The following is a 23,813-nucleotide window of genomic DNA, read 5'->3' on the forward strand; positions in this document are numbered from 1 at the left end:
TGCTGGCACTTTGCAACTGCAGTCCTGCAAAAGCTTGCGCCTTACGGTCGCAACGCTCAACGTCCCGGCAGGGACATCCCCAAAAAAGAGCGATCGCCCTGTCACTACATCCAGAGGCGATCGCCATTGGTTTAGAAGTTGGTGGGAGAAACTGCCTCAGCTAAGACAAAAACCGATTTACAGCAAGCCCAATTGATGCAAGATACCTTGACCCGTCAGCGCTTCGGTTAGCAAGCCAATGATCAAGCCCATCATGGCGAAGCGACCATTCCAACGCTCAGCCCGAACGCTCGTGAAGCCGTAGTTCGGGTCAAGACCTTGTTGTTCGTCCATGGTGAAATTCTCTAACGGCTTCCTTAATGTAACGCATTTATTGCGTTTTGTAAATTTATGTAAACCATTGATGAACACAAAGACGTGCGACGCGACTTCTGCTAGTTGACCTCGATCAACTTTAATCAGTATTTTTTGCAGCTTACAGAGGGCCTGATACTTCAGGGGAAGCAGCCAATACCCTAAAGTTCAGCCAAACGCTCGGTTAACAAGCTTCCTAGGGTTGTTGAGGCGCTTCGGGCGCTGCTGGAGCTTCTGGATCAGGTAATGGAGCAGAAGGCTCAGGCGGCGGTGTCACTTCGGGTTGGGTGGGCGTGCCAGCACTAGGCGGATCTGCATCAGGATTCGTGCCAGGTTGAGAGGGCTGCGGAGCTGTTGGGCTCGGTGCGGCGATCGCCCGCTGCGCGGTCAGGCTAAAACTGACCGTTCCACCAGCAGCAGACGTCACCACAATTTGATAAATGCCCCCTGCAGTCAGGTTTTGTTCTCGTTGTGGCGCGTTGTCTTGATTGACGATCGCTTCACCACCCGCATTGGCAGGTGCGACTAGACTGTAGGCGCTGCCCGCCCCGCCTGAAAAATTGAGCTGGAGAACCTCCCCTGCTTGGAGCGGTAGGAGGAAAATGCGACCTTGCCCTGGGGCCAAATTGCCGCCGACTTGGGCCGTGCCATCTTCATTCCAAGTCAGCAGGGTTACCCCTTCTCCGGCTTGCAAGTTAGCGGCTTGAGCCGCCGCGATCGCCAGCCACACCTGTTCCCGTGGGCTGCCTCGCTGGGGCAAGGCTGGACCATCACTAAGGTAGGCGTATTGCGAGTCAACCACCGTCCGGAAAGCGGCTTCGCTAACAGACTGCTGCTGGGCAATATCTAACCAGCCCGTCAACTCACTGATGCTGTAGCGCCCCAAGCGCGATCGCTCAGCGACTGGCAGATTATTGAGCCGCACGATCCAGTTTTTCGCCAGACTGAGCCAGCGCTGTTGCAGCCCCCGATCCTCAGGGCGATCGCTCGGCGGTTGCCCCTGTCGTTCCGGTACGGCTTGGAAAAAGCTTTCATTGACCAACAATTCAAAGAAAGCAGGATCTACCTGCATGGCTTGTAGTTGGTTGGCGAGATCCGCTCGCTGCTGACCGAAGTCGCTCTCTGGCGTCGGATCGGGTAGCGGCAATGTCGGATTAGCAGGCCCCGAGTCCGAGGTTTGCCAGCCTAGCCAAGTTCGGGCTGCCCACCAGCCTGTTCCTGCTGCAAAAACAGCAAACACGATCGCCAACACCACCCAAATCAAGCGTTGAGCAGGAGCGGGTTCTTCTGGAACCGATGCGATCGCCGATTCGCCTGCAGTAGACGACAGAACTTGAGTAGGTGCGACGACAGCAATGGGTGAAGCTACGGCTTGACGGGGGGCAACAACTACCGTGTCGAGCTGACTGGGCGCAGGTGGCGGAGGCTGAATCGGTTCTGGCGTCAGCTCCACCCCTCGGAGAGCAGCCTGAACTGCCGCTGCGCTGGCAAAGCGATCGCTCGGCCGCAGCGCCAACATGCGATCGAGAACCTGCGCAAAGATTGGATCGAGGCTGAGATGCTCGCGCCACAGCCATTCCAAGGTCAGTGGATGCTGCAGTTCCTGGGGGTCGATGCCCGTCATCAAAACTAACAGCGTCACTGCCAAAGCATAGAGATCGCTGTGGGGATAGGCGACCCCCTGCTGCATCTGCTCACCGGGAGCATAGCCCACTTTTCCGAGGCGAGTAGCCGTCACTGGACGTGGACGACGCTGAGCAAATTGAGAAACCGCTTCTGCCGCGGCTGCCTTGACACCGCCAAAGTCAATCAGCACAGGCAGACCATCGCGATCGCGACAGATCAAGTTATCCGGCGAAATATCGCGGTGAATGACCCCGGCTTGGTGCAGGTAATCCAAAACGGGCAGGAGTTCCTGCAGCAGACCCAGCGCTTCCGCTGGACTAAAGGTCTTACCTTGGGCTCGGCGGACTTCGAGGATCTGTTGATAGGTCAGGCCCGCCACATAGTCTTGCACCAAGAACAGCCGCCCATGACCCGCATGAGTCACCCTCAGTAGTTCACGGAAGCGCGGTATCTGTGGATGCTCAATCTTATAGAGCACCCCAGCTTCGCGATGAAAGAGGTCTTGGGCTTTCTGAAGGCTCTCTTCCCCTTCGACTTGGGGCGCAAACTCCTTCAGGACACACTCTTCTTGAAAGCGGTTTAAGTCCTGCGCCAGATAAGTTCGCCCAAAGCCGCCTTGGCCCAGCTCCCGTACGATCCGATAGCGATCGCCTAGCACCACCCCAAGTTGGAGTTCGGTCACCATTCTGGCCGGGAACGGTGAAGAGGAAGGATTGGAAGTCATAGTGTCCAGCGCCTGGCTAGCCTACAGAGTACTGTGTGCATCGCCTGCTTGGTGTCGCGATCGTCCAGCCCTCAATCCGGCGTGGAGGGGACGCCGCAGCCTAAGCAATGGCTTGCCGAAGTCTGCGATCGCGTGGCATGATTCAAGATTGTGTCTTAACCATCAAGGTCGAAACAACCATGGCCAAGGCGAAGGGCGCCCGCATCGTGATCACTCTTGAGTGCACGGAATGTCGGTCCAACACAGCTAAGCGCTCTCCAGGCGTATCCCGTTACACCACGCAGAAAAACCGTCGCAACACGACGGAACGGCTGGAAATCAAAAAATTCTGCCCGCACTGCAACAAGCACACCGTACACAAAGAAATCAAGTAAGCCATCGGCTGACTGGGTCTCTACTGTCGTCTGTCTTTTTCGGGATTCGTTATGAGCTACTTCCGTCGTCGTCTCTCTCCTATCAAGCCCAGCGATCCAATCGACTACAAAGATGTCGATCTGCTGCGCAAGTTCATCACCGAGCGGGGCAAAATTCTGCCTCGTCGGATTACCGGTTTGACCGCACGTCAACAGCGCGATCTGGCTGTTGCTATCAAGCGGGCCCGCATTCTGGCTCTGCTGCCGTTCCTCAACCAAGAAGGCTAATTCCTGCCCTAGGACACACTTGTGGAAGCAGGAACGCTGATTGAGTTTCGCCTAGGTGGTCAACGCCACTTAGGCGTTTTGGATCGTCCCGACGGCAAAAAGAACTGGATTGTCGTCGATGAACGTGGTGCCAATCGCTCATTGCACCCCCGCGATTTCACCTATGTGGTGGTAGGACAAACCTACAAACCTCAGGAACTGGTTGCATTTCGCAAGGATGTCGAAGCCCTGCTCGACCCCGAGGCCTTGGCAATCGCCTGGGAAATGCTGGTCGATGAAGGGACTGAAGCTGAACTATCGCTGCTAAGTGATCTGCTGTTTTCGCAGGCCGAGCCAGCGGCACTCTATGCCACTTTTCGACTCCTCGATGAGGATCGGCTCTATTTTCGGCAGCGCCGCGATCGCTACGAGGCACGTAGCCGTGAACAGGTCGCTGAGCAACAACGCCAGCAAGCGATTGCGGCTGAAAAAGCTCGACTTTGGCAAGACTTTCTCGATCGCTGTCAGCAAGCTCAAGCTGGGCAGTCCGTGACTTGGGCTGATAGCGATCGCCCTTGGTTGAAGGCCCTCGAACAATGGGCACTCTTGAATGAAGACAGCAACAATCAAAATCGAGCAGCGACCGAAGTTCTGACCGCCTTGGGTCGCCCAGCCTCTGCTCAAGCTGCCCACGATCTTTTGGTCGCTTTGGGTTACTGGCAACCGCACGAAAACCTCTTTTTGCGCCGCAGCCAAGTCCCGACAACATTCCCTGTCGCGGTGATGGACGTGGCTCAAACTCGCTTACTTTCTCCGCCCGTCGATCGCGATCGCCGTCAGGACCTCACTCACCTCAAGGTCTACACGATTGACGATGAAAGCACGCGGGAGATCGATGACGGTCTCAGCTGCCAACGTCTCAGCGATGGTCGCCTACAACTGTGGGTACATGTGGCCGATCCCACGCGCCTGATCGAGCCCGGTGATTCCCTCGATCTGGAAGCCCGTCGCCGCAGCACCACCATTTACCTCCCGACGGGTATGGTGCCCATGTTCCCCTTGGAATTGGCGGCAGGCCCGATGAGCCTTGTTCAGGGGAAGCCCTGCTGTGCGCTTAGCTTTGGTATCTGTCTTGATGAAAGCGGGGCGATCGCCAGCTACGAAATTGTGCCCAGTCAGATTCGGCCCACCTATCGCCTCACCTACGAGGATGTCGATGAAATGCTCGACCTCGGCGTGACTGCTGAGCAAGAGTTACTGGACCTCTGGGATTTTGCGCGACGACGGCAGCAATGGCGTCAGCAGCAGGGGGCGATCGCCATCAACATGCCCGAGGCGGTGATCAAAGTCTCTGAGGCCTCTGACGAAATTCAGATCTCGGTCCTTGAAGACTCAGCCGCGCGAACACTCGTCGCCGAGATGATGATTCTGGCGGGTGAAGTCGCGGGGCACTATGGCGAGGCCAATGGTCTACCGCTGCCGTTCCGTGGGCAGCCCCAACCCGAGTTACCCAGTGAAGAGGAATTGCTAGCTTTGCCAGCGGGGCCTGTGCGAGCCTGTGCCATCCGGCGTTGCATGCCCCGCAGCGAAACCAGCCTCAGTCCCCAGCGTCATGCCAGTTTGGGTCTCGATCGCTATTCCCAGGTCACTTCGCCAATTCGGCGCTATACCGATTTAGTGACTCACTTCCAGATCAAGGCGCATCTGCGGGGAGATGAATTGCCCTTTAGTGCTGAAGATCTGCAGACGCTATTGCAAAGCACCCTCAGCATCAGCTCCGAAGCCGTGGTTGTAGAGCGTCAGACCAATCGCTACTGGGGCTTGGAGTACCTTCGCCGCCAAGGCAATCGCCTGTGGTCTTCTCTGGTCTTACGCTGGCTGCGAGAGCATGAGCGGTTAGCCCTGATTTTGATCGAAGATCTGGGGTTGGAGTTACCGATTCGTCTTCAACAGCCGGTGGAGCTGGGCGATCGCTTGGCCTTACGAGTGACCCATGCAGATCCGCGCCAGGATCGCATTCAATTTGAAGTGGTTGAAAGCTTGGAGTCTGTTACCTAAAAGTCGTAGCAATTCCATGCAGGCCGCCCAGAGCTTGCCCGCGTCAGGCAAAATAGGCCATGCATAATTTTGGCTTCAGCGGAGAGGGACAGGGCTCGTGGATGCAGAACAGCAACAGGTTCTCGAATACTTCATTGAAGAAGCCCGCGAAAATCTCGACACGATCGAGAAGGGCTTGATGGATTTGGTGGCAACTAGCCAAAATACCGAACGCATCAATGAACTTTTCCGCTCGGCTCACTCGGTCAAAGGGGGCGCGGCCATGTTGGGGTTGCAGAGCATCCAACATGTCGCCCACAGGTTGGAAGATGGCTTTAAAGTGCTGCGCGATCAACCTGAGGTCGCTAGCCCCGAAGCTCAGTCCCTGTTTTTACAGGGCTTTGATTTTCTCTGCAACCTGCTCGAGCACCTGCAGAACAATGGCGATCTAGAGGCGGAATACACTCGCCAGATCATAGAGCAGTCTGACCCTGCTTTTACTGAGTTACAGGCTCTACTGTCTGCTGCCAGTCAAACCACGCCACAAGCACCACAAGTCGATCGCTGGGAAAGCTTGCTGGCAGCAACACCGATTGCCTCCACTCCCGCCGCCGCAGACGATGCAGTCACGGGGCTCCTGCAACAACTCCTTGAACAATTCCGTGCAGAGGAAACAGCAGAACAGCGGCAACAGATCCTCCAAACCTGTCAGCAGCTGCGCGATCTCTCGGCCGAGACCGCTTGGCAGTACCTGCTCGATATCTGTGCGCGAGCGATCGCCAAGCCCGAAAACAGTTTTGCGCAGCTCGCAGCTGTCGTGGTTCGTAACCTCAAGCAGGCCAGTGACCAATGGCAACTGGGACGGGCGGATCAAGTCGCTGTCACACCGGCTCTAGCCCGTTTGGCAGGCGGTGCAACCGATCCTTATACGGCGACGGTGGTCAGTATCCCGATTGAGCCGAATGAGGCCGCTCGGGCGCTCGCTGCTAGCTTTGAGCGTGCGCAACTCTTGGTACTTGCCACACAACTCGTTCAAGTACTACGGGAAGGCTAGATAGCGGCGATCGCTGATTGCATCAGCAGGAAGAACATGAGTCCTGATTGCTAACTGGGCGATCGCTTCTGATTCAGTGACGACGACTCAGCTTCTTGAGCATCAGAGGATGTCGGCAAACCCAGGCTGCAGGCGCTGGAAACAGCGCCGACCCAGCCAGAACAGGATCACTGCGATCGCGGTGAACTTTAGCCAAAGTCCTCCTTGAAATTGCTGCTCAAATAAGACCCCTCGATACAACTCAACTAATTGGGCCATGGGGTTAACGGTGAGTAGTAGCCCTCGCCAAGGCTCTGGGATGAGACTCAGGGGGTAAACAATCGGTGTCAGGTAAAACCAGAGGTTGAGGGAAACACCCACGACTTGAGGAATATCTCGCAGATAAACGGTCAAGCCAGCTAACAAATAAGCCAGCCCCGCAGTCAGCAGAAACTGAGGCAGCCAGAGTAACGGGAGCCAAAGAGCGCCTTGCAGATTTACCCCTGCGATCGCTGTGGCCACTAAGAGTGCCAAGGTGCCAAAGGCGCTCTCCACCATTGCCACACCAGGATCGACCAGCGGCAAGAGGTTCAATGGGAACACAACTTTCTTGACCAAGTTAGGCTGCCGGATCACCGCCGTTGCCGCTCGACTAAAACCATTCGTGAAAGCAATCCAAGGCAAGAGGCCACAAAAGAGCCAAAGGCCATAGCCCATGGTGCTATCCCCCAAGCTGGCCAAAGCCGGACGAGACTTGAGAATGATCGAAAAGATAAAGGTGTAGATCAGCAGTTGCGACAGTTGGTTGAGCAAAGGCCAAGCATTACCCAGCACTGACCCCTGATACTGTGCTTCCAGTTCACGCCGAACTAGGGTTAGCCAGAGTCGTAGTCGTTGGCGTCGTTGTGCTCCAAGCCAGCGTTGAAAGGGGAAAATGGGGGAGCGCCGAGGAGCCATCACGATGCGACAGGGACAGAGTCACGTCGCTTGATTATCGCAGTCGATATCGTCCTCAATGAGCGGCGCAATCTCTGAGGCGAACAGTCCTTTTAGGCCAAGTAAAAGTCGTTGTTAGACTGAACGGAAGTTCAAGTCTTGCGATTGCCATGGTTGTTGCACCGCCCCTCTCCCTCACCTTGGATGCTGATCTCGCAGCCGGCGATCGCCAACGTTTTGATAGCAGCTGGACACCAGCGCTGGCGCAACTGCTGGGGCTCGGACGGGCAGCGGGTGCAGACTTTGTCGAGTTCTTCCTCGAGCGCGTTCAGTACATCAGCTGCTTGGTGGAAGAGGATGCTGTCACCAGTCTGTCGCCGCGCTTATCCAGTGGTGCAGGGGTGCGAGTCTTTCGCGGCACCACGGATTGCTATGTCAGCACCAATGATCTCTCCTATGAAGGGCTGAAGCGATCGCTCGAACAGGCGCTTGGCATCCTTGGTCTGCAATTGCCCAGTGCTCAGTCCCTTGTGCCCCCGGTGAATTTGGAGCCGCTGCGCGATTATGGACACCTTCGCCAGAAAGACCAGTGGCTAAGCCGCTGTAGCTCGATGGCCGAAATGGGAGATCTGTTGCTCTCCGCTAGCGATCGCCTCAAACGGCAGGCCAAGCATGCCCAGTCGCGCCGCGCTGCTTATTTCCGTGACTGGCAAGAGGTCTTGGTTGCTGCCAGCGATGGCACCTTTGCGCGGGATATTCGCCTCACCCAATCCGTGGGCTACAACTTGCTCTGTGCCGATGGCAGCTATCGCGCCTCAATCGGCAAACGAGTCGGCGACACCAGCAATCCTGACTTTTTGCGATCGTGGGATTCCGAAGCGGATGCAGCTGAGGTTGCCGAGTCCGCAGGTCAAATGCTCTACGCAGACTTTGTCGAGTCCGGTACCTATCCAGTCATTTTGGCGAACCAGTTCGGCGGTGTGATCTTCCACGAAGCCTGTGGCCACCTGCTAGAGACCACCCAGATTGAACGGGGAACGACGCCGTTTAAGGACCAGAAGGGAGAAGCGATCGCCCATAGCAGCGTGACAGCTTGGGATGAAGGACTCTCGCCCGATGCCTTTGGCACCTTGGATATGGATGATGAAGGAATGCCAGTTCAGCGTACCTTGCTGATTGAAAATGGCATCCTCAAAAACTTCATCGCCGATCGCGCTGGTGAACTGCGCACAGGACAGCCTCGCACTGGTAGTGGTCGTCGCAGCAACTACACCTATGCAGCTGCCTCGCGGATGCGCAACACCTACATTGCACCGGGACCGCACAGCTTCGACGATCTCTTAGGCTCGATCGATCGCGGCATCTATTGCAAGAAGATGGGTGGTGGCAGTGTTGGCGCGACCGGCCAGTTCAACTTTGCCGTGGATGAAGCCTACTTGATTGAGAAAGGGCGGATTACCAAGCCCCTCAAAGGTGCCACTCTGATCGGCGAGGCCACGGAGATTATGCAGCGCATTTCCATGTGTTCGAATGATCTGGGTCTCGCTCCCGGCTTTTGCGGTTCTGTCAGCGGCAGCGTCTACGTGACTGTGGGTCAACCCCACCTCAAGGTTGATGCGATCACTGTTGGCGGTCGTTAGTCGAGTACCTAGCGAGGAATCTCGAGCGAGTGATGCTCTTGGTTAAGGAGCAACTGGGTTGAGCGATCGCATGAGGGAGTGCAGTTTGCTCAGATAGGACAGGCGAGAATAGAAGCGATCGCTGCAGAAGTTCATGACCGAAACGCTCACCCAACTCGGCCAACAGGTTGGCCTACCAGCTAGTCCAGAAGTTGCCGTTCTGGAAACCTTTGAGAATCCCCACCCCGATCGCCAATACCTCGTACGGTTCGTCGCGCCGGAATTTACGTCGCTCTGCCCGCTGACAGGGCAGCCGGACTTTGCCCACTTGGTGCTCGACTACGTGCCAGACCAACGGCTCGTTGAAAGCAAGTCACTCAAACTTTTTCTCGGGAGCTTTCGGAATCACGGTGCCTTCCACGAAAACTGCACCCTGACGATTGCGAAACGCCTCGAAGAGGCGATGAACCCAACTTGGTTGCGATTAGGCGGCTACTGGTATCCCCGCGGTGGTTTGCCCATTGATGTCTTTTACCAATCGGGAGAGCCACCTGCTGGAGTTTGGGTGCCTGACCAAGGGGTTGCGCCCTACCGAGGTCGCGGCTGATGCCAGCGGCAACTGAGACAGTTCAGCAGGCAGCGGTAGCCGACTTTTGCTATACCCCTCCGCCAGCAGCAACGACAGCTAGACGGATTCTGGTCAAACCCAATTTGGGCTATCCTGTCGGGCCGCCGGTGACGGTGGGAATGCCGGTCCTCAAAGCTGTTTTGACAGGCTTGCGGCAGGTCAACCCCAGCGCTGAGATCCTGATTGTGGAAGGGGTTTGCTCGCCAGTTCCCCTCTCTGAAATTGCCGATCGCCTCGGAGTGCGATCGCTGCTAGATGAGGGCATGCAGCTTTTGGATGCCGACCAGTTGCCCCAGGCAGAATATCCCAATCGACTGCCGAGCCCGACCCGCTTTGCCAGCCTTTGGGCACCGCAGCTACTCACAGAAGTGGACTGTCGGATCACGGTGGGAACGCTCAAGCAGACCAGTCTCCAGAGCAGCCCGCTGATTTCCGCTTCGCTCAAGAATCTTTACGGACTGCTGCCTCGCGATCGCTACAAGGCCCGCAGTAGTCATTCACGGGGACAACTGCATCGTCCTTCGGTACCCCTCGTGTTGCGCGATGTCTGGGGCTGCATTGGCCATCTTTTTGATGGTGCAGTCGTGGATGGCAGTTGGCGCTACATCAGTCCCGACTGGAAACCCGATCGCGCCAAGGCGGGCCAGTGGCTAGGACAAGTGGTCTGGGGCGAGGATCCGATTGCCGTTGACCGCCAAGCCTGTCGTGCAGCCCAGTTCGATGAGCCAGAGTATCTGCAAACCTTGGCGCAGTTCCGGCAAGCCCTCGGCGTAAACTAATCCAGCGATCGCCGGAGCGGGTATGACCACTTTCTTCTCGCCGTTTCAGATTCAGCTGGGTTTGGGTGCAGTTCCCCTGCAGGTCGGGGAGGCTTGCGATCGCCCAGCCCGATCACTGACCACCGATTCCCGCCAGATTCAAGCCGGCGACATTTTTCTGGCTTTGCGAGGCGATCGCTTTGATGGCCATGACTTTGTGGCTCAAGCTTTGGCAGCTGGCGCGATCGCGGCGATCGTCGATGCGGCCTATCAACCTCCCAGTAATTTGCCCGCTGGTCATTTGCTGCAAGTTCCCAACACGCTCTGGGCTTATCAGGAAATTGCTCGCCTCTGGCGACAGCGCTGTCCACTGCCACTGATTGGAATCACAGGTTCGGTGGGCAAAACCACGACTAAAGAACTGATCGCGGCCATGCTCGCGGTGCGCGGGCCGGTGCTGAAAACAGAGGCTAACTACAACAACGAAATTGGCGTGCCCAAAACAGTGCTGCAAATCGACCCCGATCAGCATTGGGCAGCAGTGCTGGAAATGGGAATGCGCGGCCGTGGTCAAATTGCCGAGCTAGCCCGCATTGCCCAGCCGAATATTGCGGTGATCACCAACGTCGGCACAGCCCATATCGGTCTACTCGGATCCGAACAGGCGATCGCTGAGGCTAAGTGTGAACTCCTAGCCCAACTGTCCGGCACAGGGCTAGCGATTTTGAATGCTGACAATCCTCGCTTGATCGCCACCGCCAGTCGCCTCCAGCTACCCCGCTGTCGCACCTATGGCTTGCAGAATGGTGATCTGCAGGGCCAGCTCCTCGATCCAGAAACCTTGATCGTCGAAGGTCAGCGATTCCATCTGCCATTGCCCGGTGCCCACAACGCCCTCAATTTCCTTGCCGGTCTAGCGATCGCTCAGGAATTGGGGCTGGATTGGGACGCTTTCCAAAACCTCACTGTGACACTGCCCCAAGGTCGGGCGCGGCGTCTAGAACTGTCGCCGGACATCGTGCTGCTGGATGAGACCTACAACGCCGGTCTGGAATCGATGTTGGCAGCCCTACAACTACTAGCGGACACGCCAGGCCAGCGCCGCATTGCAGTGCTGGGCACGATGAAAGAGTTAGGCGACTTCAGCGAAACCTACCATCGTCAAGTTGGAGAAAAAGCCGCTGCCCTCGGGCTCGATCGCCTCTTTATCTATGCCGATCCGCCCGAAGCGGCTGCGATGCAAGCCGGAGCTGCCGCGATCGCCACCCAAATCTTCACGAGCGCTGACGACCTCGTAACCGAGCTACGAGAAACCGTCGAGAGGGGCGATCGACTCTTATTCAAGGCCTCACGGAGTGTTGCTCTCGATCGCGTGCTGGCAGACTTTGTGGCAGTCTACTCCGCCACCTTAACGACATGAAGAAATGTTAACCTCAGCCTTGGACGATGTGGAGTGCCGCCGGTGAAAGTTTGGCAACGCTTGCTCAAGGGAATGGTGCTGGCGATCGCGATTGCTCTTGTTGCAGTCCCGACTTCAGCTTGGGCTGCCAGTTCTGCGGCGATTCGCGCTTTTGATGATGCTGAGGTTACCCGTAAAGACTACTCGGGTCAGAGCTTGATCCAGGCAGAATTCGCCAGCGTGCGACTCAATGGCGTCAGTTTCCGTGAGGCTGACCTCCGTGGTGCAGTCTTCAATGGTGTCGACCTGCGGGAGGCTGATTTTGAAGGCGCTGACTTCACCGATGGCATCGCCTACGTCAGTGATCTGCGCAATGTCAATTTCCGCAACGCCAATCTCACCTCAGCCATGCTGTTGCAGTCGGAACTGCAAGGCTCCGATGTGACTGGTGCTGATTTCAGCTTTGCGGTGCTCAGTAAGCAACAAATTACGGCGCTCTGCACAACCGCCAGTGGCACCAATCCCAAAACGGGTGCGGATACCCGTGAGTCGCTGGGCTGCCCCGACTAAAGCCCACTTGAAGACCCAACTCAGCGATCGCTTCTGGAGTGACAGGTGCGATCGCTCACTCTCTCCCCACGAAATCGACCCCCAGTAGCATTGTCGGGACCCATTAGAACGCTTTGTCAGACCTGATCAGCTTCCTACCTGAGGTCAACACCGGCTAGTTTTACCGGCTGCGATCGCTGCTCCACTGATAAGTCTGATCCGAAATCTTGTTGCGGGGGGGCTGGGGGAGTCGAGTCCCCCAGTGCGTGGGTGTGGGGGTGCGCAATCATCCCCACGGACAGCAAGTTTGGATCTCTCCCTCAGCTCAGATTGTCCTCAGCCAGTTGAAGTTGAAGACTGTTGTATGGATCAAATCAGTGCCAGTTCTGCGCAGCCTGCCACGGACATCCAAGGCTTACCGACGGTCATCCTGCCAGGGTACTTAGCTGGAGCAGAACCTTATCAACCCTTGGCGCAATGGCTGAGCGATCGTGGCTTCCCAACCACGGTGGTACCGCTTAAACGGAGTGACTGGTTCCCGACCTTAGGCGGCCGCCCCGTTACACCGATCCTAGGAGCGCTGGAAGTTACCGTTGCCCAAGTTTTGGAAGAAACGGGCGCAACGAGAATCAATTTGATCGGCCATTCAGCTGGTGGCTGGATATCGAGGATTTGGTTGGGCGATCGCCCCTACGGACCCACTCAGCAGATTTGGCAGGGACGCGATCGCACGGCCGCGCTGATTTGCCTCGGGACCCCGCACCGCAGCCAAGAACGCTGGACGCGCCGCAACATCGATTTCGTCAACGAGCAATATCCTGAGGCTTTTTACCGCGACGTTCGCTACGTCTGTGTCGCCGGTAAAGCCGTGCAGGGTGCCCAACGCTGGGGTCAGTGGGTAGCCTACAACAGCTACAGTTTGACGATTGGCCAAGGCGATAGTTGGGGTGATGGCATCACGCCGATCGCGGCAGCGCACCTAGAAGGCGCCCTGAATCTGACCTACGAGGCGGTCTATCATTCCCCCCGCCCAAATCGACTCTGGTATGGCAGCCCTCAGATTGCCGAACAGTGGCGATCGCACCTGCTCACAACAGCTGCGTAACGACCAGCGTAGCGACCACTCCAGCAACGTAACGTTTCTCCTGCGATCGCCGGGGATCAGGGTTGGCTTTGCCACCATCGGGAAATGACCCGCGATCGGGGCGGGCCGTGGCTTTTCAGTCCCCAGGAGCAAGCGCATGAAGCTGGCCTATTGGATGTATGCAGGCCCTGCTCATATCGGCACGCTGCGCATTTCCAGTTCCTTCCGCAACGTGCATGCGATCATGCATGCGCCCTTGGGCGATGACTACTTCAACGTCATGCGATCGATGTTGGAGCGCGAGCGTAACTTCACGCCCGTCACGACCAGCATCGTCGACCGCAATGTTTTGGCGCGCGGCTCCCAAGAGAAAGTGATCGACAACATCCTGCGCAAGGATGTGGAAGAGCGGCCAGATCTGATTGTCCTGACCCCCACCTGCACCTCCAGCATCCTGCAAGAAGATTTGCAGAACTTCGTCGAGCGAGCGAAGGAAAGTGCTCAGTGTGACGTGCTCCTAGCGGACGTCAACCACTATCGCATCAACGAACTGCAGGCTGCTGATCGCACCTTGGAGCAGATTGTTCGCTTCTACCTCGATCGCGCCCAGCGGCAGGGCACACTTTCGCACCAGCGAACGGAGCAGCCCTCCGTCAACATTCTGGGCATGACCACCCTTGGCTTCCACAACCGCCACGACACCACCGAACTGCAGCGGTTGATGGCGGAGTTAGGGATCACCGTCAATGCGGTCATTCCTGCAGGTGCTTCCGTGGAAGAACTACAGCATCTCCCCCGCGCTTGGTTCAACCTCGTGCCCTACCGCGAAGTGGGGCTGCTGACGGCGCAGTACCTGCAGGAAACCTTTGATCAGCCGATGGTGGCGATCGCGCCGATGGGGATTACTGCAACAGCAGACTGCATCCGCCAAATTCAACAGGTCTTGAATCAGCAGGACACTGCGGTCGATTTTGAACCCTTTATCGATCGCCAGACTCGCTTTGCTTCAGAAGCAGCTTGGTTTAGCCATTCGATCGACTGTCAGAACCTGACGGGGAAACGAGCAGTCGTTTTTGGTGACAACACCCATGCGGCGGCCTTCACCAAAATCCTCAGCCGCGAGATGGGCATTCATGTCGTGCTGGCCGGCACCTACTGCAAACACGATGCCGACTGGTTTGAAGCGGAAGTGGCGGGACATTGCGATCGCGTGCTGATCAGTGACGACCACACGGTGATTGCGGATGCGATCGCGGAGCTCGAACCGGCTGCAATTTTTGGCACCCAAATGGAACGCCATGTCGGCAAGCGGCTCAATATTCCCTGTGGGGTGATCGCAGCCCCAGTCCACATCCAAAACTTTCCGGTCGGCTATCGTCCCTTTGTTGGCTACGAAGGCGCAAACCAAATCGTCGACTTGGTCTACAACAGCTTCACCTTGGGAATGGAAGATCACCTGCTGGAGATCTTTGGCGGCCACGACACCAAAGAAGTGCTAACCAAAACCGTTTCGGCAGATAGCGATCTCGACTGGAAGCCGGATGGATTAACGGAATTGAACCGGATTCCTGGCTTTGTGCGCGGCAAGGTCAAACGCAACACCGAAAAGTATGCAAGGGAGCAAGGATTGACCGCCATTACTGCTGAAGTGCTCTACGCAGCCAAGGAGGCACTCGGAGCGTGATCCTGCCTTCTCGCCAAGGCTGTTAGGATGCGAATACTGTTGTCTTCAACGCGATCGTGACTTTACCGGAATTGCCTGCCCAGCCTGAACTGCTGAAAGCAATTTTGGAGCCTCTGCTCGATGACTTCCTCTTCTGGTTCAGTCGGGCTGAACAATTGCTGACTCAAGAAGCGATCGACTTTCTGACGCCTGAGGAGCAAGCTGTCCTCTGCGATCGCTTGGCAACTGCTACCGCTGAAGTGCGATCGACTCAAGCCCTTTTCAAAGCAATGGACGGGACTGTGGGGATCGAGGTTGCGGCCATGAAACCATGGCATGCCCTCGTGACCGAGTGCTGGCAAATTGGGGCACGCTGGCGTCGAGAACAGGCAGAGCAATCGCCCCCTGAGGCGTCACAATGAAATCAGTCGTTGCTGCCTGAACAGACAGGAGGTTTGGTGGTGCTGCAAGCAATCTATATCCTGCTGTTCGCAGTGCTGGCCATCGTGGCGTTTGCCAATTTGTTCCGCAACCTGCTGAGCTTGGGCATTGCGAGTCAGCGAGTCACGCAAGCGCCAGCTTGGGATGGGGGCTCTGCTCCTCAGGAACCGCGCCAGCCAACACTTCATCCAGAGCTGCTCGACGATCGCGGTCGCCTGATCAATGAGCCGCTGTTGGTGATGCGGCAGATCAGTGTCGAAGATGTGCGCGATCGCCTCGATGCGCTCTATGAAGCTTCTCCGGAAAACAAAGGCGGCGACAGCGAAGAGCCTCCAACAGCGCCGCTCGCTTAATTACCAATCGCTCCAATCATCTCGCGCGGAGGGCTCAGCAGGCTTTGCCAACAGTTTTGCTGCGATCGCCCCTCCCACAAAACCAAAAAGGTGGCCTTCCCAAGAGACGCCATCTTGCAGCGGCAGCACGCCCCAAATCAGGCTGCCGTAAAGGAAGAAAGCGACAACTGCAAAAATCAGCGTCGAGAGACTACGGTCAAACAAACTACGGCTGAGCAGAAAACCAAAGAAGCCAAACACTAAGCCGCTTGCCCCGACGTGAACCGATCGCGTCGCGCCGAATAACCAGACACCTAGGCCGCTGACCAGGATCGTGACGATAGTAGTGACCCAAAAGTCACGCACGCTGCGCAGCAGAATCAGCCCCCCTAGCACCACAAAGGGCACCGTATTCGCAACAAGATGCGCCAGATTGAGGTGCAGGAAGGGAGCGAAGAGAATGCCCCAGAGTCCGCTGATTGTACGCGGGTGAATTCCGTAAAAGATCAGACGGTTGCTGAACAGTAGGCCATTGATCAGGGCGATCGCCCACATGGTTCCCAGCAAGATCAGTAGCGATTGCACCCCGGTTCCCCAGCGCTCGAGAGCTGCTGACTTGGGAGGTTGGGGATCGAGGGGAGCAGTCATCGTCAACCTCAGGGAATCTGATGCGCGGCGATCGCTGCCAGTTTACCAGCCGTGCAGTTTGCGCTTGAGCTGATCGAGTTCTTGACGGAGCAGGGCCACTTCTTCGCGCAAGGTCGTCTGACCAAGAACTAAGTCAAGGCGTTGAGCGATCGCCTCTTGCAGTAAGTCCGCTTCTGACAGACCCTGATCCCGCGCCTGTTGCTGCAATTGTTGCTGCCAACTACGGGGACAAGCGGTGCCCAACCAAACGCGATCGCTGGCGTTACCCTGCCGCAGACGCTGCAAAAGGCGTTGCTGTAAGTCGGGATCGAGTAAGACCAAATCCAATGCGGCTTCGATCACATCGCCTGCATCGACGGCATAGCGATCGCAAAAAGTTTCAAATTCTCGGGGCAAGAGTTGCAGTGGCCGATCGCTCGGTTCGGAGCCAGTCGTGAGGCTTCCCTCCCGCGCGATAGGTGTTCGCGATCGCTTTTTGAGGCGGTCAAAGGCGTCAGTCATTCGCAGCCAAGCTTTTCAAGGATCGTCCGGAAAGGATACTCCAGATCGGCATAGCCGAGGGCTGCCAAACTCACCCCTTGGTCGATCGCCTTTTTAAATTGCTCCGATTCCAAAATCGACGGCAAGATCGGATGGCCTGCAGCTACTTCCTGCATCGACTCCAAACTCTTTTGACTTTGCTTTGCTTGGGTTCGGCCCAACCAGCGATCGCGAAAGGGCAGAACTCCCAGGATTTGTCCCTGAAAAGCTTCGACCTCGCTCATTTCCGCCACAAGATCAAGAGTGCGCAAGAGCGAGTTCAGTCCTTTGGAAGAAGCTTCGGCAGGGATCAACAGCTGATCGGCAGCACCCACACTGGTCATACAGAGCTGCGATCGCTGAGGTGGCGCATCGATCACACAGAAATCAAAGCGATCTTGGAGCGGCAGCAACCGGCGACGCAAAACAATCGCTCCCATGCCACTGGTTGCCAAGAAATCCTGAGCACTATCTAAAGCATCATCGGCGGGGATCAATGTGAGGCGATCGTCTACAGCCAAAAGACTATCGACGACATCGATCTCTTTTTTCAGGACTTCTAAAAGTGTCGGTTGATCCGGGCTCAGCTCGCAGCCCAGATAAAAACTCAAGCTAGATTGCGGATCAGCGTCGATCATCAGCACGCGTTGACCCTGCGCTGCCAGCGATCTTCCCAAGAACAGCGCGCTGGTGGTTTTTCCTTGTCCGCCTGAGAGCGATGCGCATGTGACCGTCAGCATCAACAACCTCGCGCAGCGAAGCAGAAATTATAGACCGGAATGCAAACTAAAATGCCGCCCTTCTTTTTTCTTCAGGCAAGGCGCTATTCTTAGTGCTGATCACCACTTGGGTAAAGCTCTGGTCAGCTCTACACTGAGTTGCTGGTTTTTTGTCATCCCCTGTACTCGCCATGACTTCCGAATCCAACCTGCCTGAATCTGCTGTTGCGCAGTCGGTGCGTCTGGAAGCCCCTTCTCAAGAAGCCTCGCCAACCCCTGATAGTGGTGCCCCCCTCACCCTGCCGAGTGGCAGCTCCAGCACCGCCGCGAGTGACGTACAAGAAATTCTTCAACAAGTCATCGAATGGCTGTCGATCGATAAGCTAACAACTCTCTTCCAGCAATATCGTCAGCCGGTCATCGCTGTTGGTTTGGCGATCGCAACTGTCATTCTTTTGAAAGTTGCATTGGCCGTTCTGGGCGCCATCAATGAAGTTCCTCTTCTGGAACCGACCTTCGAAATTATCGGATTGGCCTACTCCGCTTGGTTCATCTATCGCTACCTGCTGAAAGCAGAAAGCCGTAGCGAACTGCTAGTGCGCTTCAATACCCTCAAGAAACAAGTGCTGGGCGAACGCTAATCTCCTAAGCACCGTCTGAGGTCTGGGGGCGACTTAGCCCCCTTTTTGTAGCGTCGGTCACGGACAGGATGACTGGGCGCTGTTCAAGCCAATTTGATACGCTAGCCTAAATAACCTTTGGGAACGGGACGAGTGGATATCCAACTGGGACGCGGCAAGACCGTCCGCAGAGCCTATGGTATTGACGAAATTGCGCTAGTACCAGGCGATCGCACGGTGGATCCTGCCGTGACAGACACCCGCTGGACCATCGGCGGCATCGAGCGGGAAATCCCCATCCTCGCCAGCGCCATGGACGGGGTCGTTGACGTCAAGATGGCCGTGCGCCTGTCGCAGCTTGGGGCGATCGGGGTGATCAACCTCGAAGGTATTCAAACGCGCTACGAGGATCCCGAACCGATCCTCGATCGCATTGCCTCGGTTGGCCCCACTGAATTTGTGCCGCTGATGCAAGAACTCTACGCCGTGCCGGTTCAGGAGGACCTGATCCGCAAACGGATTGCGGAGGTCAAATCCCAGGGTGGAATTGCTGCAGTCAGTGCTACCCCTGCTGGCGCTGCAAAATTTGGCTCTGTTGTTGCAGAAGCGGGGGCAGACCTCTTCTTGATTCAGGCAACGGTTGTTTCCACCGATCACATCGCTCCTGAAGGGATTGAACCCCTCGACCTAGCAGCTTTCTGTCAGTCGATGCCCATCCCCGTGATCCTGGGTAACTGCGTCACCTACGACGTCACCATGAAGCTGCTGAAAGCTGGTGCTGCTGGCATTTTGGTCGGCATTGGCCCCGGTGCTGCCTGCACCTCGCGTGGGGTTCTGGGTGTCGGCATTCCCCAAGCAACTGCCGTTTCGGACTGTGCGGCAGCTCGCGATGACTACGAACGGGAAACTGGTCGCTATGTGCCAATCATTGCTGACGGTGGCTTGATCACCGGTGGCGATATCTGTAAGTGCATTGCCTGCGGTGCGGATGCCGTGATGATCGGATCGCCATTTGCCCGAGCAGCTGAGGCTCCAGGTCGCGGCTTCCACTGGGGGATGGCAACGCCTAGCCCTGTCCTGCCGCGGGGTACCCGCATTAAAGTGGGTACTACCGGAACGTTGGAGCAAATCCTACGTGGGCCAGCGCAGCTGGATGATGGCACCCACAATTTCCTCGGTGCTTTGAAGACCAGCATGGGAACACTTGGGGCACAAACCCTGAAGGAAATGCAACAGGTTTCTGTTGTAATCGCTCCCTCGCTGTTGACAGAAGGGAAGGTCTACCAAAAAGCCCAACAGTTGGGCATGGGCAAATAGAGAAGATAGAGAAGAAGGTGCGAGCGATCGCTTGTACCGGTATGAAGAAACCGCCGCTGCCAGCTGAGTCTTGCAGCGGTCTGGGAAACCATCACTTAGAATGAAATTAGCGGAGACAAATGTTTCCGTTCACTCCTCACACCACACTTCGCCCGGGCAGCGCTCGGGCGTTTTTTATGCAATTGCAGCGAGTACGGTGATCCCCGACTCGACAGACTTATGAATTCTTTCGTTGTCTAGCAGACAGGGCCGTAAGACATCCGCTATCTTAGGATTTTAATGACCTGATCAAAGCAAGGGCTGAATCCTATGTCAGTAGCTGCCGCTGTGACAGACGCCACTTTTAAGCAAGAAGTGCTCGAAAGTAATATTCCGGTACTTGTTGATTTTTGGGCGCCTTGGTGCGGCCCTTGTCGGATGGTTGCTCCTGTTGTTGATGAGATCGCTCAGCAGTACTCCGATCAAGTCAAAGTTGTCAAAGTCAATACGGACGAAAATCCCAGTGTTGCGAGCCAGTATGGCATCCGTAGCATCCCTACGCTGATGATCTTTAAGGATGGTCAACGGGTAGATACAGTCGTTGGTGCTGTGCCCAAAACCACTTTGGCTAATACCCTCGACAAGCACCTCTAGGGTCTTTCACTGGTTATCGGGTCAACGATCCTTCCTGTCAGCGCCTTGAGTTTTTCTCGGGGCGCTTTTGCATGGTTGAGTGAAGGCGATCGCTGTCATAATTTGCCCTACTCGCTCAATATTTCCTAACAAAAAACCCCCAAAAATTGGGGGCGTAGTGCTTCTGCTGTGACGAACGCTCAAGTTATGAAAAAAATATTGCAGGCACTCAGGAATAACTGCACAGAAGTTTTGATTTTCTTAACCTTTGGCTCAAACCCAGCGAGATGAATCATCAGCGCTGATATCTTGCCAGCGTCCTGGTCCGATCGCGTGGATCGCCTCTTGCAGATCGACAGCACCGGTATAGAGCGCTTTACCGACAATGACCCCGCTTACGCCCTGAGCTTCCAGCGGTAGCAGGCTAAGCAGATCGGTCAGTGAGCCGACACCGCCAGAAGCAATCACAGGGATCGGAACAGCCGCCGCGATCGCTCGCAATTCCTCAAGATTCGGCCCTTGCAGGGTGCCATCTCGACCAATATCGGTACAAATCAACGCACAAGCCCCAAGTTCAGCCATACGCTGCGCTAGGGCGACAGCAGTCAAGCCGGAGTCCTCTAGCCAGCCGCGAGTTGCCACTTTCCCGCCACGGGCATCAATACCCACGGCAATCTGACCAGGAAATTCCTGGGCTAAAGCTTCGACCAGCTCCGGCTTTTCAACGGCAACTGTTCCAAGGATGGCTCGTTCGACTCCACTATCGAGGAGACGTGCCACGGTGTCGCGATCGCGCAGACCGCCCCCAACTTGAATCGGGATCGATAACCGTTGGGCGATCGCCGCGATCGCCTCCGCATTCACTGGCGATCCCTGCTTGGCTCCATCCAAATCCACAAGATGCAGGCGTTGAGCACCAGCTTCAGCCCAGCGAAGTGCCATACCAACTGGATCTTGCCCATAGATCTCGGCCTGGTCGTAATCCCCTTGGAATAGGCGGACACACTGGCCTCCGAGGAGGTCAATTGCTGGGATTACGTCCATAGAACTGACTTGAAACCTGCAGGATCTAGGCTATCAGTCTGCCTGAGCAGACTCTGCAGCTGCGATCGCCTGCAAAGGCTGCCAGCCCGGTTGCCAGAGGTCGCGATCGCGCAGAGATTCCGCATTTACCCACAATCTCACCTGCTCATCACAGGCAGCCACCAGTTCAGCAAAGACCAGCTTGCCCTGATTTTTGCGAGTGACAACGCGAAAATGCCGCCACCCCAGAGTCTTCTGCTGAGCAGTCCACTGAGAGCCCACCAGAAATGGGAATCGCTGCTTGCGCGCCATTTAGTAGAACTGCACCTCAATGACTTGGCTGCCTTGAATCGTCAGCAAGGGCGTCACCTCTGGGTTGATCCGTTGCCACATTTCTTGACGGCCTTGGTTGCCATCGACGACTTGGCGGCGTTGATAACCACTGGCTTCTAGGAGCGTAGCTGCTTCATCAGGGGCCAAGCCTAGTAGTTGATTGCGAAGCGCCACAATCTGTTGTGCTTTAGTCGGTCCCCACGCCCAGCCCGCGTTGGCAATTTTGCAGTCGAGCTGGCGCAGGCGATCGCCCCGCAACCAGCCCGATCGTGCCAAATCAGTCCGCAGTCCAGCATTGCCTACCCCACCTTCGAAGACAACAGGGGCGACTTGGAAATACTCATAGCCATCAATCTGATTCAGGGCACGGCTTAGAACCGAGACGACTGCCCCACTATCTAGACGTTGCGATACACCCGTCACACTGGGCGGCGTGAGGCTCCCGTAAGGAGTCGCAAACAGAGCCACCGTTTCATCGCTATAGGCCGTAATTACCCGACCCAGCTGTCCAGCCACTGCACCACACTCCGCTTGCGCAGCCTGGGGCCAAAAGCCAAGGCCCAACACTGCCGCTAACCCCAGCCAAACCCGTTTGCCTGCCATGCCGATCACCTGCTCTTGCTGTATTTTGCGCCAACCAGAGGATTTTGCCAGCCCTTGTCCTGACTGTCAGCGTGCCCCCCAACCTGCTCTAATGGCGATCGGAGAAGGAATGAGCCAGGGAAATGCGGATCCTCGTCATCGGCGGCAGTCGCTTCATTGGAGTTGCCCTCGTCCGTCAATTGTTGGCCGCAGGTCACGAAGTCACGGTCTTAAATCGGGGCAGTCGTCCAGCGCCAACTGGGGTTGAGCAACTAGTGGGCGATCGCCACGATCCTTTAACCCTTGCTCAACTGAAAGGCCGATTCTTCGACGTTGTTTTCGACAACACCGGCCGTGAAGCCGCTGAAACTCAATCCCTCGTCGCCAGCCTCGATGGTCAGTTTCAGCAGTTGATCTACGTCAGCTCTGCCGGCGTCTATGCTGCGAGCGATCAGCTGCCGCTGCGGGAAAGCGATCCAGTGGATCCGCAGAGTCGCCATCGCGGCAAGTTTGAAACAGAAGATTGGCTCCGTCAGCAAGGACTACCTTTTACAGCCTTCCGCCCGGTCTATATTTATGGCCCCAGTAACTACAACCCAATCGAACAGTGGTTCTTCGATCGCATCCTGCGCGATCGCCCCATTCTGATTCCAGGGTCAGGTCTTCATTTGACTCAGCTAGGGCATGTCGAGGATTTGGCCTCAGCCATGGTGGCAGCGGTCAGCAATCCCCGTGCGATTGGACAGGTCTACAACCTCTCCGGCGATCGCTACGTCAGCTTTGATGGCTTGGCCCGTGCCTGTGCGATCGCAGCCAGTCGTGATCCGCAAGCGCTGCAACTGGTTCACTACGATCCCAAGTCCCTCAATCTCGGCAAACGCAAAGCCTTCCCACTACGGGCGCAGCACTTTATCGCCGCGATCGAAAAAGCTCAGCAAGACCTCAACTGGTCGCCCCGCTTCTCGCTAATTGAAGGCCTACAAGATTCACTCCAGAACGACTATCTGGCACGGGGATTGGATCAGCAAACAGTTGATTTCAGCTTGGATGACGAGATTTTGGCTGCAGTCTCAATCTGATCCTTGGACAACTTTGGTGGGGCGCAGATAAGTCCAGCCAGAGATCAAGGTCAAGGCAACGGCGACCCAAAAGCAGCCTAGTCCGAGTGGTAGCAAGCGAGGACTGAGGGGCGGTAAGAGTAAGGCGATCGCAGCGATCTGGACAACCGTTTTAAGCTTGCCCCAGAGACTCGCTCCGCTAATTTTCGGCTGATTGACCCGCCAACCGGCGATCGTTAGTTCCCGCGCCAAAATCAGAAACACCGCCCAAGCGGGCACTACCTGTTGGGCCACCAACACCATCAACGGCGCCAGCACCATCAACTTATCGACGAGGGGATCAAGGACTTTACCGAGGTCACTCACTTGATTGAGGCGACGGGCAAGCCAGCCATCCAGCCAATCGGTCGCGGCCGCCAGCAAAAAGACTACAAGCGGAATCCAGACGGGGAACAGACCCGGTCGCTCCATGCCCACCAGCAAAATTGGCACTGCCAACAGGCGAGTAAGCGTGACCCAAGTAGGCAGTGTGATCGTGGCCATTCGAAAATCTTTACCCCGGTAGATTAATCGCGGCGA

26 protein-coding genes and 1 pseudogene are annotated in these 23,813 nt (G+C 56.4%); 17 read left to right on the forward strand and 10 right to left on the reverse strand.

Going from position 1 to position 23,813, the window contains the following annotated elements:
* Nucleotides 1–177 precede the first annotated feature (177 nt).
* Together DOP62_RS03330 and DOP62_RS03335 are read right to left on the reverse strand one after the other, a co-directional pair.
* A complete protein-coding gene (locus tag DOP62_RS03330) occupies nucleotides 178–333 on the reverse strand; it encodes a high light inducible protein (protein WP_208673261.1) in 156 nt (51 codons plus the stop codon).
* A 217-nt stretch (nucleotides 334–550) separates the two neighbouring features.
* Nucleotides 551–2,665 carry a protein kinase domain-containing protein gene (locus tag DOP62_RS03335; RefSeq protein ID WP_370538861.1) on the reverse strand — a complete coding sequence of 705 codons (2,115 nt, stop codon included), beginning with the start codon at nucleotides 2,663–2,665 and terminating at the stop codon, nucleotides 551–553.
* A gap of 218 nt (nucleotides 2,666–2,883) precedes the next feature.
* On the opposite strand from DOP62_RS03335, the gene rpmG reads away from it, so the two are divergent.
* The 4 genes from rpmG (at nucleotide 2,884) to DOP62_RS03355 (ending at nucleotide 6,415) form a co-directional block, all read left to right on the forward strand.
* Nucleotides 2,884–3,078 carry a 50S ribosomal protein L33 gene (rpmG, locus tag DOP62_RS03340; protein ID WP_208677026.1) on the forward strand — a complete coding sequence of 65 codons (195 nt, stop codon included), beginning with the start codon at nucleotides 2,884–2,886 and terminating at the stop codon, nucleotides 3,076–3,078.
* A 51-nt stretch (nucleotides 3,079–3,129) separates the two neighbouring features.
* A complete protein-coding gene (gene rpsR, locus DOP62_RS03345) occupies nucleotides 3,130–3,345 on the forward strand; it encodes a 30S ribosomal protein S18 (RefSeq protein WP_011242738.1) in 216 nt (71 codons plus the stop codon).
* 21 nt (nucleotides 3,346–3,366) lie between these two features.
* Entirely contained in the window at nucleotides 3,367–5,382 is a 2,016-nt protein-coding gene (locus DOP62_RS03350) for a ribonuclease R family protein (protein WP_208673263.1), read from the forward strand.
* A gap of 97 nt (nucleotides 5,383–5,479) precedes the next feature.
* The gene (locus DOP62_RS03355; RefSeq protein ID WP_208673265.1) at nucleotides 5,480–6,415 is read left to right on the forward strand and encodes an Hpt domain-containing protein; all 936 of its coding nucleotides are present in this window, start codon (nucleotides 5,480–5,482) and stop codon (nucleotides 6,413–6,415) included.
* Between the two features lie 102 nt (nucleotides 6,416–6,517).
* Here DOP62_RS03355 and DOP62_RS03360 read toward each other — a convergent pair whose 3' ends face one another.
* Nucleotides 6,518–7,351 carry an ABC transporter permease gene (locus DOP62_RS03360; protein ID WP_208673267.1) on the reverse strand — a complete coding sequence of 278 codons (834 nt, stop codon included), beginning with the start codon at nucleotides 7,349–7,351 and terminating at the stop codon, nucleotides 6,518–6,520.
* Nucleotides 7,352–7,500: 149 nt separating this feature from the next.
* On the opposite strand from DOP62_RS03360, the gene DOP62_RS03365 reads away from it, so the two are divergent.
* The 9 genes and pseudogenes from DOP62_RS03365 to DOP62_RS03405 all read left to right on the forward strand — a co-directional run bounded on the left by DOP62_RS03365 (nucleotide 7,501) and on the right by DOP62_RS03405 (nucleotide 15,824).
* The gene (locus DOP62_RS03365) at nucleotides 7,501–8,970 is read left to right on the forward strand and encodes a TldD/PmbA family protein (protein WP_370538862.1); all 1,470 of its coding nucleotides are present in this window, start codon (nucleotides 7,501–7,503) and stop codon (nucleotides 8,968–8,970) included.
* Between the two features lie 98 nt (nucleotides 8,971–9,068).
* Nucleotides 9,069–9,556 (forward strand): annotated as a pseudogene (gene queF, locus DOP62_RS03370) (preQ(1) synthase); the annotation flags it as partial.
* The gene (locus tag DOP62_RS03375; RefSeq protein ID WP_208673271.1) at nucleotides 9,556–10,356 is read left to right on the forward strand and encodes a DUF362 domain-containing protein; all 801 of its coding nucleotides are present in this window, start codon (nucleotides 9,556–9,558) and stop codon (nucleotides 10,354–10,356) included. The pseudogene queF and the gene DOP62_RS03375, both read left to right, overlap by 1 nt.
* Nucleotides 10,357–10,378: 22 nt before the next feature.
* Nucleotides 10,379–11,755: a UDP-N-acetylmuramoyl-tripeptide--D-alanyl-D-alanine ligase gene (locus DOP62_RS03380; RefSeq protein WP_208673273.1), complete on the forward strand. Its 1,377-nt coding sequence runs from the start codon at nucleotides 10,379–10,381 to the stop codon at nucleotides 11,753–11,755.
* 42 nt (nucleotides 11,756–11,797) lie between these two features.
* Nucleotides 11,798–12,304 (forward strand): pentapeptide repeat-containing protein, encoded by a 507-nt coding sequence (locus tag DOP62_RS03385; protein ID WP_222610238.1) that lies wholly within the window; start codon nucleotides 11,798–11,800, stop codon nucleotides 12,302–12,304.
* Between the two features lie 343 nt (nucleotides 12,305–12,647).
* Nucleotides 12,648–13,388, forward strand: coding sequence for an esterase/lipase family protein (locus DOP62_RS03390; RefSeq protein WP_208673275.1), 741 nt, complete (start codon nucleotides 12,648–12,650; stop codon nucleotides 13,386–13,388).
* 136 nt (nucleotides 13,389–13,524) lie between these two features.
* On the forward strand, nucleotides 13,525–15,051 hold the full coding sequence (bchB, locus tag DOP62_RS03395; RefSeq protein WP_208673277.1) for a ferredoxin:protochlorophyllide reductase (ATP-dependent) subunit B: 1,527 nt from the start codon (nucleotides 13,525–13,527) through the stop codon (nucleotides 15,049–15,051).
* Nucleotides 15,052–15,107: 56 nt separating this feature from the next.
* The gene (locus DOP62_RS03400) at nucleotides 15,108–15,452 is read left to right on the forward strand and encodes a DUF2605 domain-containing protein (protein WP_208673278.1); all 345 of its coding nucleotides are present in this window, start codon (nucleotides 15,108–15,110) and stop codon (nucleotides 15,450–15,452) included.
* Between the two features lie 39 nt (nucleotides 15,453–15,491).
* Nucleotides 15,492–15,824 carry a DUF2973 domain-containing protein gene (locus DOP62_RS03405; RefSeq protein WP_208673279.1) on the forward strand — a complete coding sequence of 111 codons (333 nt, stop codon included), beginning with the start codon at nucleotides 15,492–15,494 and terminating at the stop codon, nucleotides 15,822–15,824.
* On the opposite strand, the gene DOP62_RS03410 is transcribed toward DOP62_RS03405, so the two are convergent.
* From DOP62_RS03410 to DOP62_RS03420, 3 genes are read right to left on the reverse strand one after another with little or no spacing between them, the layout of a single operon-like run.
* Nucleotides 15,825–16,451: a rhomboid family intramembrane serine protease gene (locus DOP62_RS03410; RefSeq protein WP_208673280.1), complete on the reverse strand. Its 627-nt coding sequence runs from the start codon at nucleotides 16,449–16,451 to the stop codon at nucleotides 15,825–15,827.
* Between the two features lie 42 nt (nucleotides 16,452–16,493).
* Entirely contained in the window at nucleotides 16,494–16,952 is a 459-nt protein-coding gene (locus DOP62_RS03415) for a hypothetical protein (protein ID WP_208673281.1), read from the reverse strand.
* Nucleotides 16,949–17,710 carry a ParA family protein gene (locus DOP62_RS03420; RefSeq protein ID WP_208673282.1) on the reverse strand — a complete coding sequence of 254 codons (762 nt, stop codon included), beginning with the start codon at nucleotides 17,708–17,710 and terminating at the stop codon, nucleotides 16,949–16,951. The genes DOP62_RS03415 and DOP62_RS03420 overlap by 4 nt, the downstream gene beginning before the upstream one ends.
* A gap of 170 nt (nucleotides 17,711–17,880) precedes the next feature.
* Here DOP62_RS03420 and DOP62_RS03425 point away from each other — a divergent pair, with 170 nt between their 5' ends.
* The 3 genes from DOP62_RS03425 (at nucleotide 17,881) to trxA (ending at nucleotide 20,259) form a co-directional block, all read left to right on the forward strand.
* Complete coding sequence (locus DOP62_RS03425) at nucleotides 17,881–18,330, forward strand: CAAD domain-containing protein (RefSeq protein ID WP_208673284.1); 450 nt, start codon at nucleotides 17,881–17,883, stop codon at nucleotides 18,328–18,330.
* A 132-nt stretch (nucleotides 18,331–18,462) separates the two neighbouring features.
* Entirely contained in the window at nucleotides 18,463–19,626 is a 1,164-nt protein-coding gene (locus tag DOP62_RS03430; protein WP_208673286.1) for a GuaB3 family IMP dehydrogenase-related protein, read from the forward strand.
* 309 nt (nucleotides 19,627–19,935) lie between these two features.
* Entirely contained in the window at nucleotides 19,936–20,259 is a 324-nt protein-coding gene (trxA, locus tag DOP62_RS03435; RefSeq protein ID WP_208673288.1) for a thioredoxin, read from the forward strand.
* A 252-nt stretch (nucleotides 20,260–20,511) separates the two neighbouring features.
* Here the strand turns inward: trxA and hisA are convergent, their stop codons facing one another.
* Genes hisA through DOP62_RS03450 form a run of 3 tightly spaced genes read right to left on the reverse strand, consistent with a single transcriptional unit; the run spans nucleotide 20,512 to nucleotide 22,197 of the window.
* Complete coding sequence (hisA, locus tag DOP62_RS03440) at nucleotides 20,512–21,282, reverse strand: 1-(5-phosphoribosyl)-5-[(5-phosphoribosylamino)methylideneamino]imidazole-4-carboxamide isomerase (RefSeq protein ID WP_208673290.1); 771 nt, start codon at nucleotides 21,280–21,282, stop codon at nucleotides 20,512–20,514.
* A 33-nt stretch (nucleotides 21,283–21,315) separates the two neighbouring features.
* Nucleotides 21,316–21,573 carry a TIGR02450 family Trp-rich protein gene (locus DOP62_RS03445; RefSeq protein WP_208673292.1) on the reverse strand — a complete coding sequence of 86 codons (258 nt, stop codon included), beginning with the start codon at nucleotides 21,571–21,573 and terminating at the stop codon, nucleotides 21,316–21,318.
* The gene (locus tag DOP62_RS03450; protein ID WP_208673294.1) at nucleotides 21,574–22,197 is read right to left on the reverse strand and encodes a hypothetical protein; all 624 of its coding nucleotides are present in this window, start codon (nucleotides 22,195–22,197) and stop codon (nucleotides 21,574–21,576) included.
* Nucleotides 22,198–22,319: 122 nt separating this feature from the next.
* On the opposite strand from DOP62_RS03450, the gene DOP62_RS03455 reads away from it, so the two are divergent.
* Entirely contained in the window at nucleotides 22,320–23,255 is a 936-nt protein-coding gene (locus tag DOP62_RS03455) for an NAD-dependent epimerase/dehydratase family protein (RefSeq protein ID WP_208673296.1), read from the forward strand.
* On the opposite strand, the gene pgsA is transcribed toward DOP62_RS03455, so the two are convergent.
* Complete coding sequence (gene pgsA, locus DOP62_RS03460) at nucleotides 23,247–23,768, reverse strand: CDP-diacylglycerol--glycerol-3-phosphate 3-phosphatidyltransferase (RefSeq protein WP_208677030.1); 522 nt, start codon at nucleotides 23,766–23,768, stop codon at nucleotides 23,247–23,249. The genes DOP62_RS03455 and pgsA overlap by 9 nt on opposite strands.
* Nucleotides 23,769–23,813: the final 45 nt, after the last annotated feature.

It is taken from the genome of Synechococcus elongatus PCC 11801, from assembly GCF_003846445.2.
Lineage (GTDB): Bacteria > Cyanobacteriota > Cyanobacteriia > Synechococcales > Synechococcaceae > Synechococcus > Synechococcus elongatus_A.

Coding starts and splice junctions, on each gene's coding strand:
- rpsR (WP_011242738.1), top strand. CDS start 3,130: ATGAGCTACTTCCGTCGTCGTCTCTCTCCTATCAAGCCCAGCGATCCA.
- DOP62_RS03410 (WP_208673280.1), bottom strand. CDS start 16,451: ATGACTGCTCCCCTCGATCCCCAACCTCCCAAGTCAGCAGCTCTCGAG.
- DOP62_RS03450 (WP_208673294.1), bottom strand. CDS start 22,197: ATGGCAGGCAAACGGGTTTGGCTGGGGTTAGCGGCAGTGTTGGGCCTT.
- DOP62_RS03335 (WP_370538861.1), bottom strand. CDS start 2,665: ATGGTGACCGAACTCCAACTTGGGGTGGTGCTAGGCGATCGCTATCGG.
- hisA (WP_208673290.1), bottom strand. CDS start 21,282: ATGGACGTAATCCCAGCAATTGACCTCCTCGGAGGCCAGTGTGTCCGC.
- DOP62_RS03365 (WP_370538862.1), top strand. CDS start 7,501: ATGGTTGTTGCACCGCCCCTCTCCCTCACCTTGGATGCTGATCTCGCA.
- DOP62_RS03445 (WP_208673292.1), bottom strand. CDS start 21,573: ATGGCGCGCAAGCAGCGATTCCCATTTCTGGTGGGCTCTCAGTGGACT.
- DOP62_RS03375 (WP_208673271.1), top strand. CDS start 9,556: ATGCCAGCGGCAACTGAGACAGTTCAGCAGGCAGCGGTAGCCGACTTT.
- DOP62_RS03380 (WP_208673273.1), top strand. CDS start 10,379: ATGACCACTTTCTTCTCGCCGTTTCAGATTCAGCTGGGTTTGGGTGCA.
- DOP62_RS03390 (WP_208673275.1), top strand. CDS start 12,648: ATGGATCAAATCAGTGCCAGTTCTGCGCAGCCTGCCACGGACATCCAA.
- DOP62_RS03330 (WP_208673261.1), bottom strand. CDS start 333: ATGGACGAACAACAAGGTCTTGACCCGAACTACGGCTTCACGAGCGTT.
- DOP62_RS03455 (WP_208673296.1), top strand. CDS start 22,320: ATGCGGATCCTCGTCATCGGCGGCAGTCGCTTCATTGGAGTTGCCCTC.
- rpmG (WP_208677026.1), top strand. CDS start 2,884: ATGGCCAAGGCGAAGGGCGCCCGCATCGTGATCACTCTTGAGTGCACG.
- DOP62_RS03420 (WP_208673282.1), bottom strand. CDS start 17,710: ATGCTGACGGTCACATGCGCATCGCTCTCAGGCGGACAAGGAAAAACC.
- trxA (WP_208673288.1), top strand. CDS start 19,936: ATGTCAGTAGCTGCCGCTGTGACAGACGCCACTTTTAAGCAAGAAGTG.
- DOP62_RS03425 (WP_208673284.1), top strand. CDS start 17,881: ATGACTTCCGAATCCAACCTGCCTGAATCTGCTGTTGCGCAGTCGGTG.
- bchB (WP_208673277.1), top strand. CDS start 13,525: ATGAAGCTGGCCTATTGGATGTATGCAGGCCCTGCTCATATCGGCACG.
- DOP62_RS03360 (WP_208673267.1), bottom strand. CDS start 7,351: ATGGCTCCTCGGCGCTCCCCCATTTTCCCCTTTCAACGCTGGCTTGGA.
- DOP62_RS03415 (WP_208673281.1), bottom strand. CDS start 16,952: ATGACTGACGCCTTTGACCGCCTCAAAAAGCGATCGCGAACACCTATC.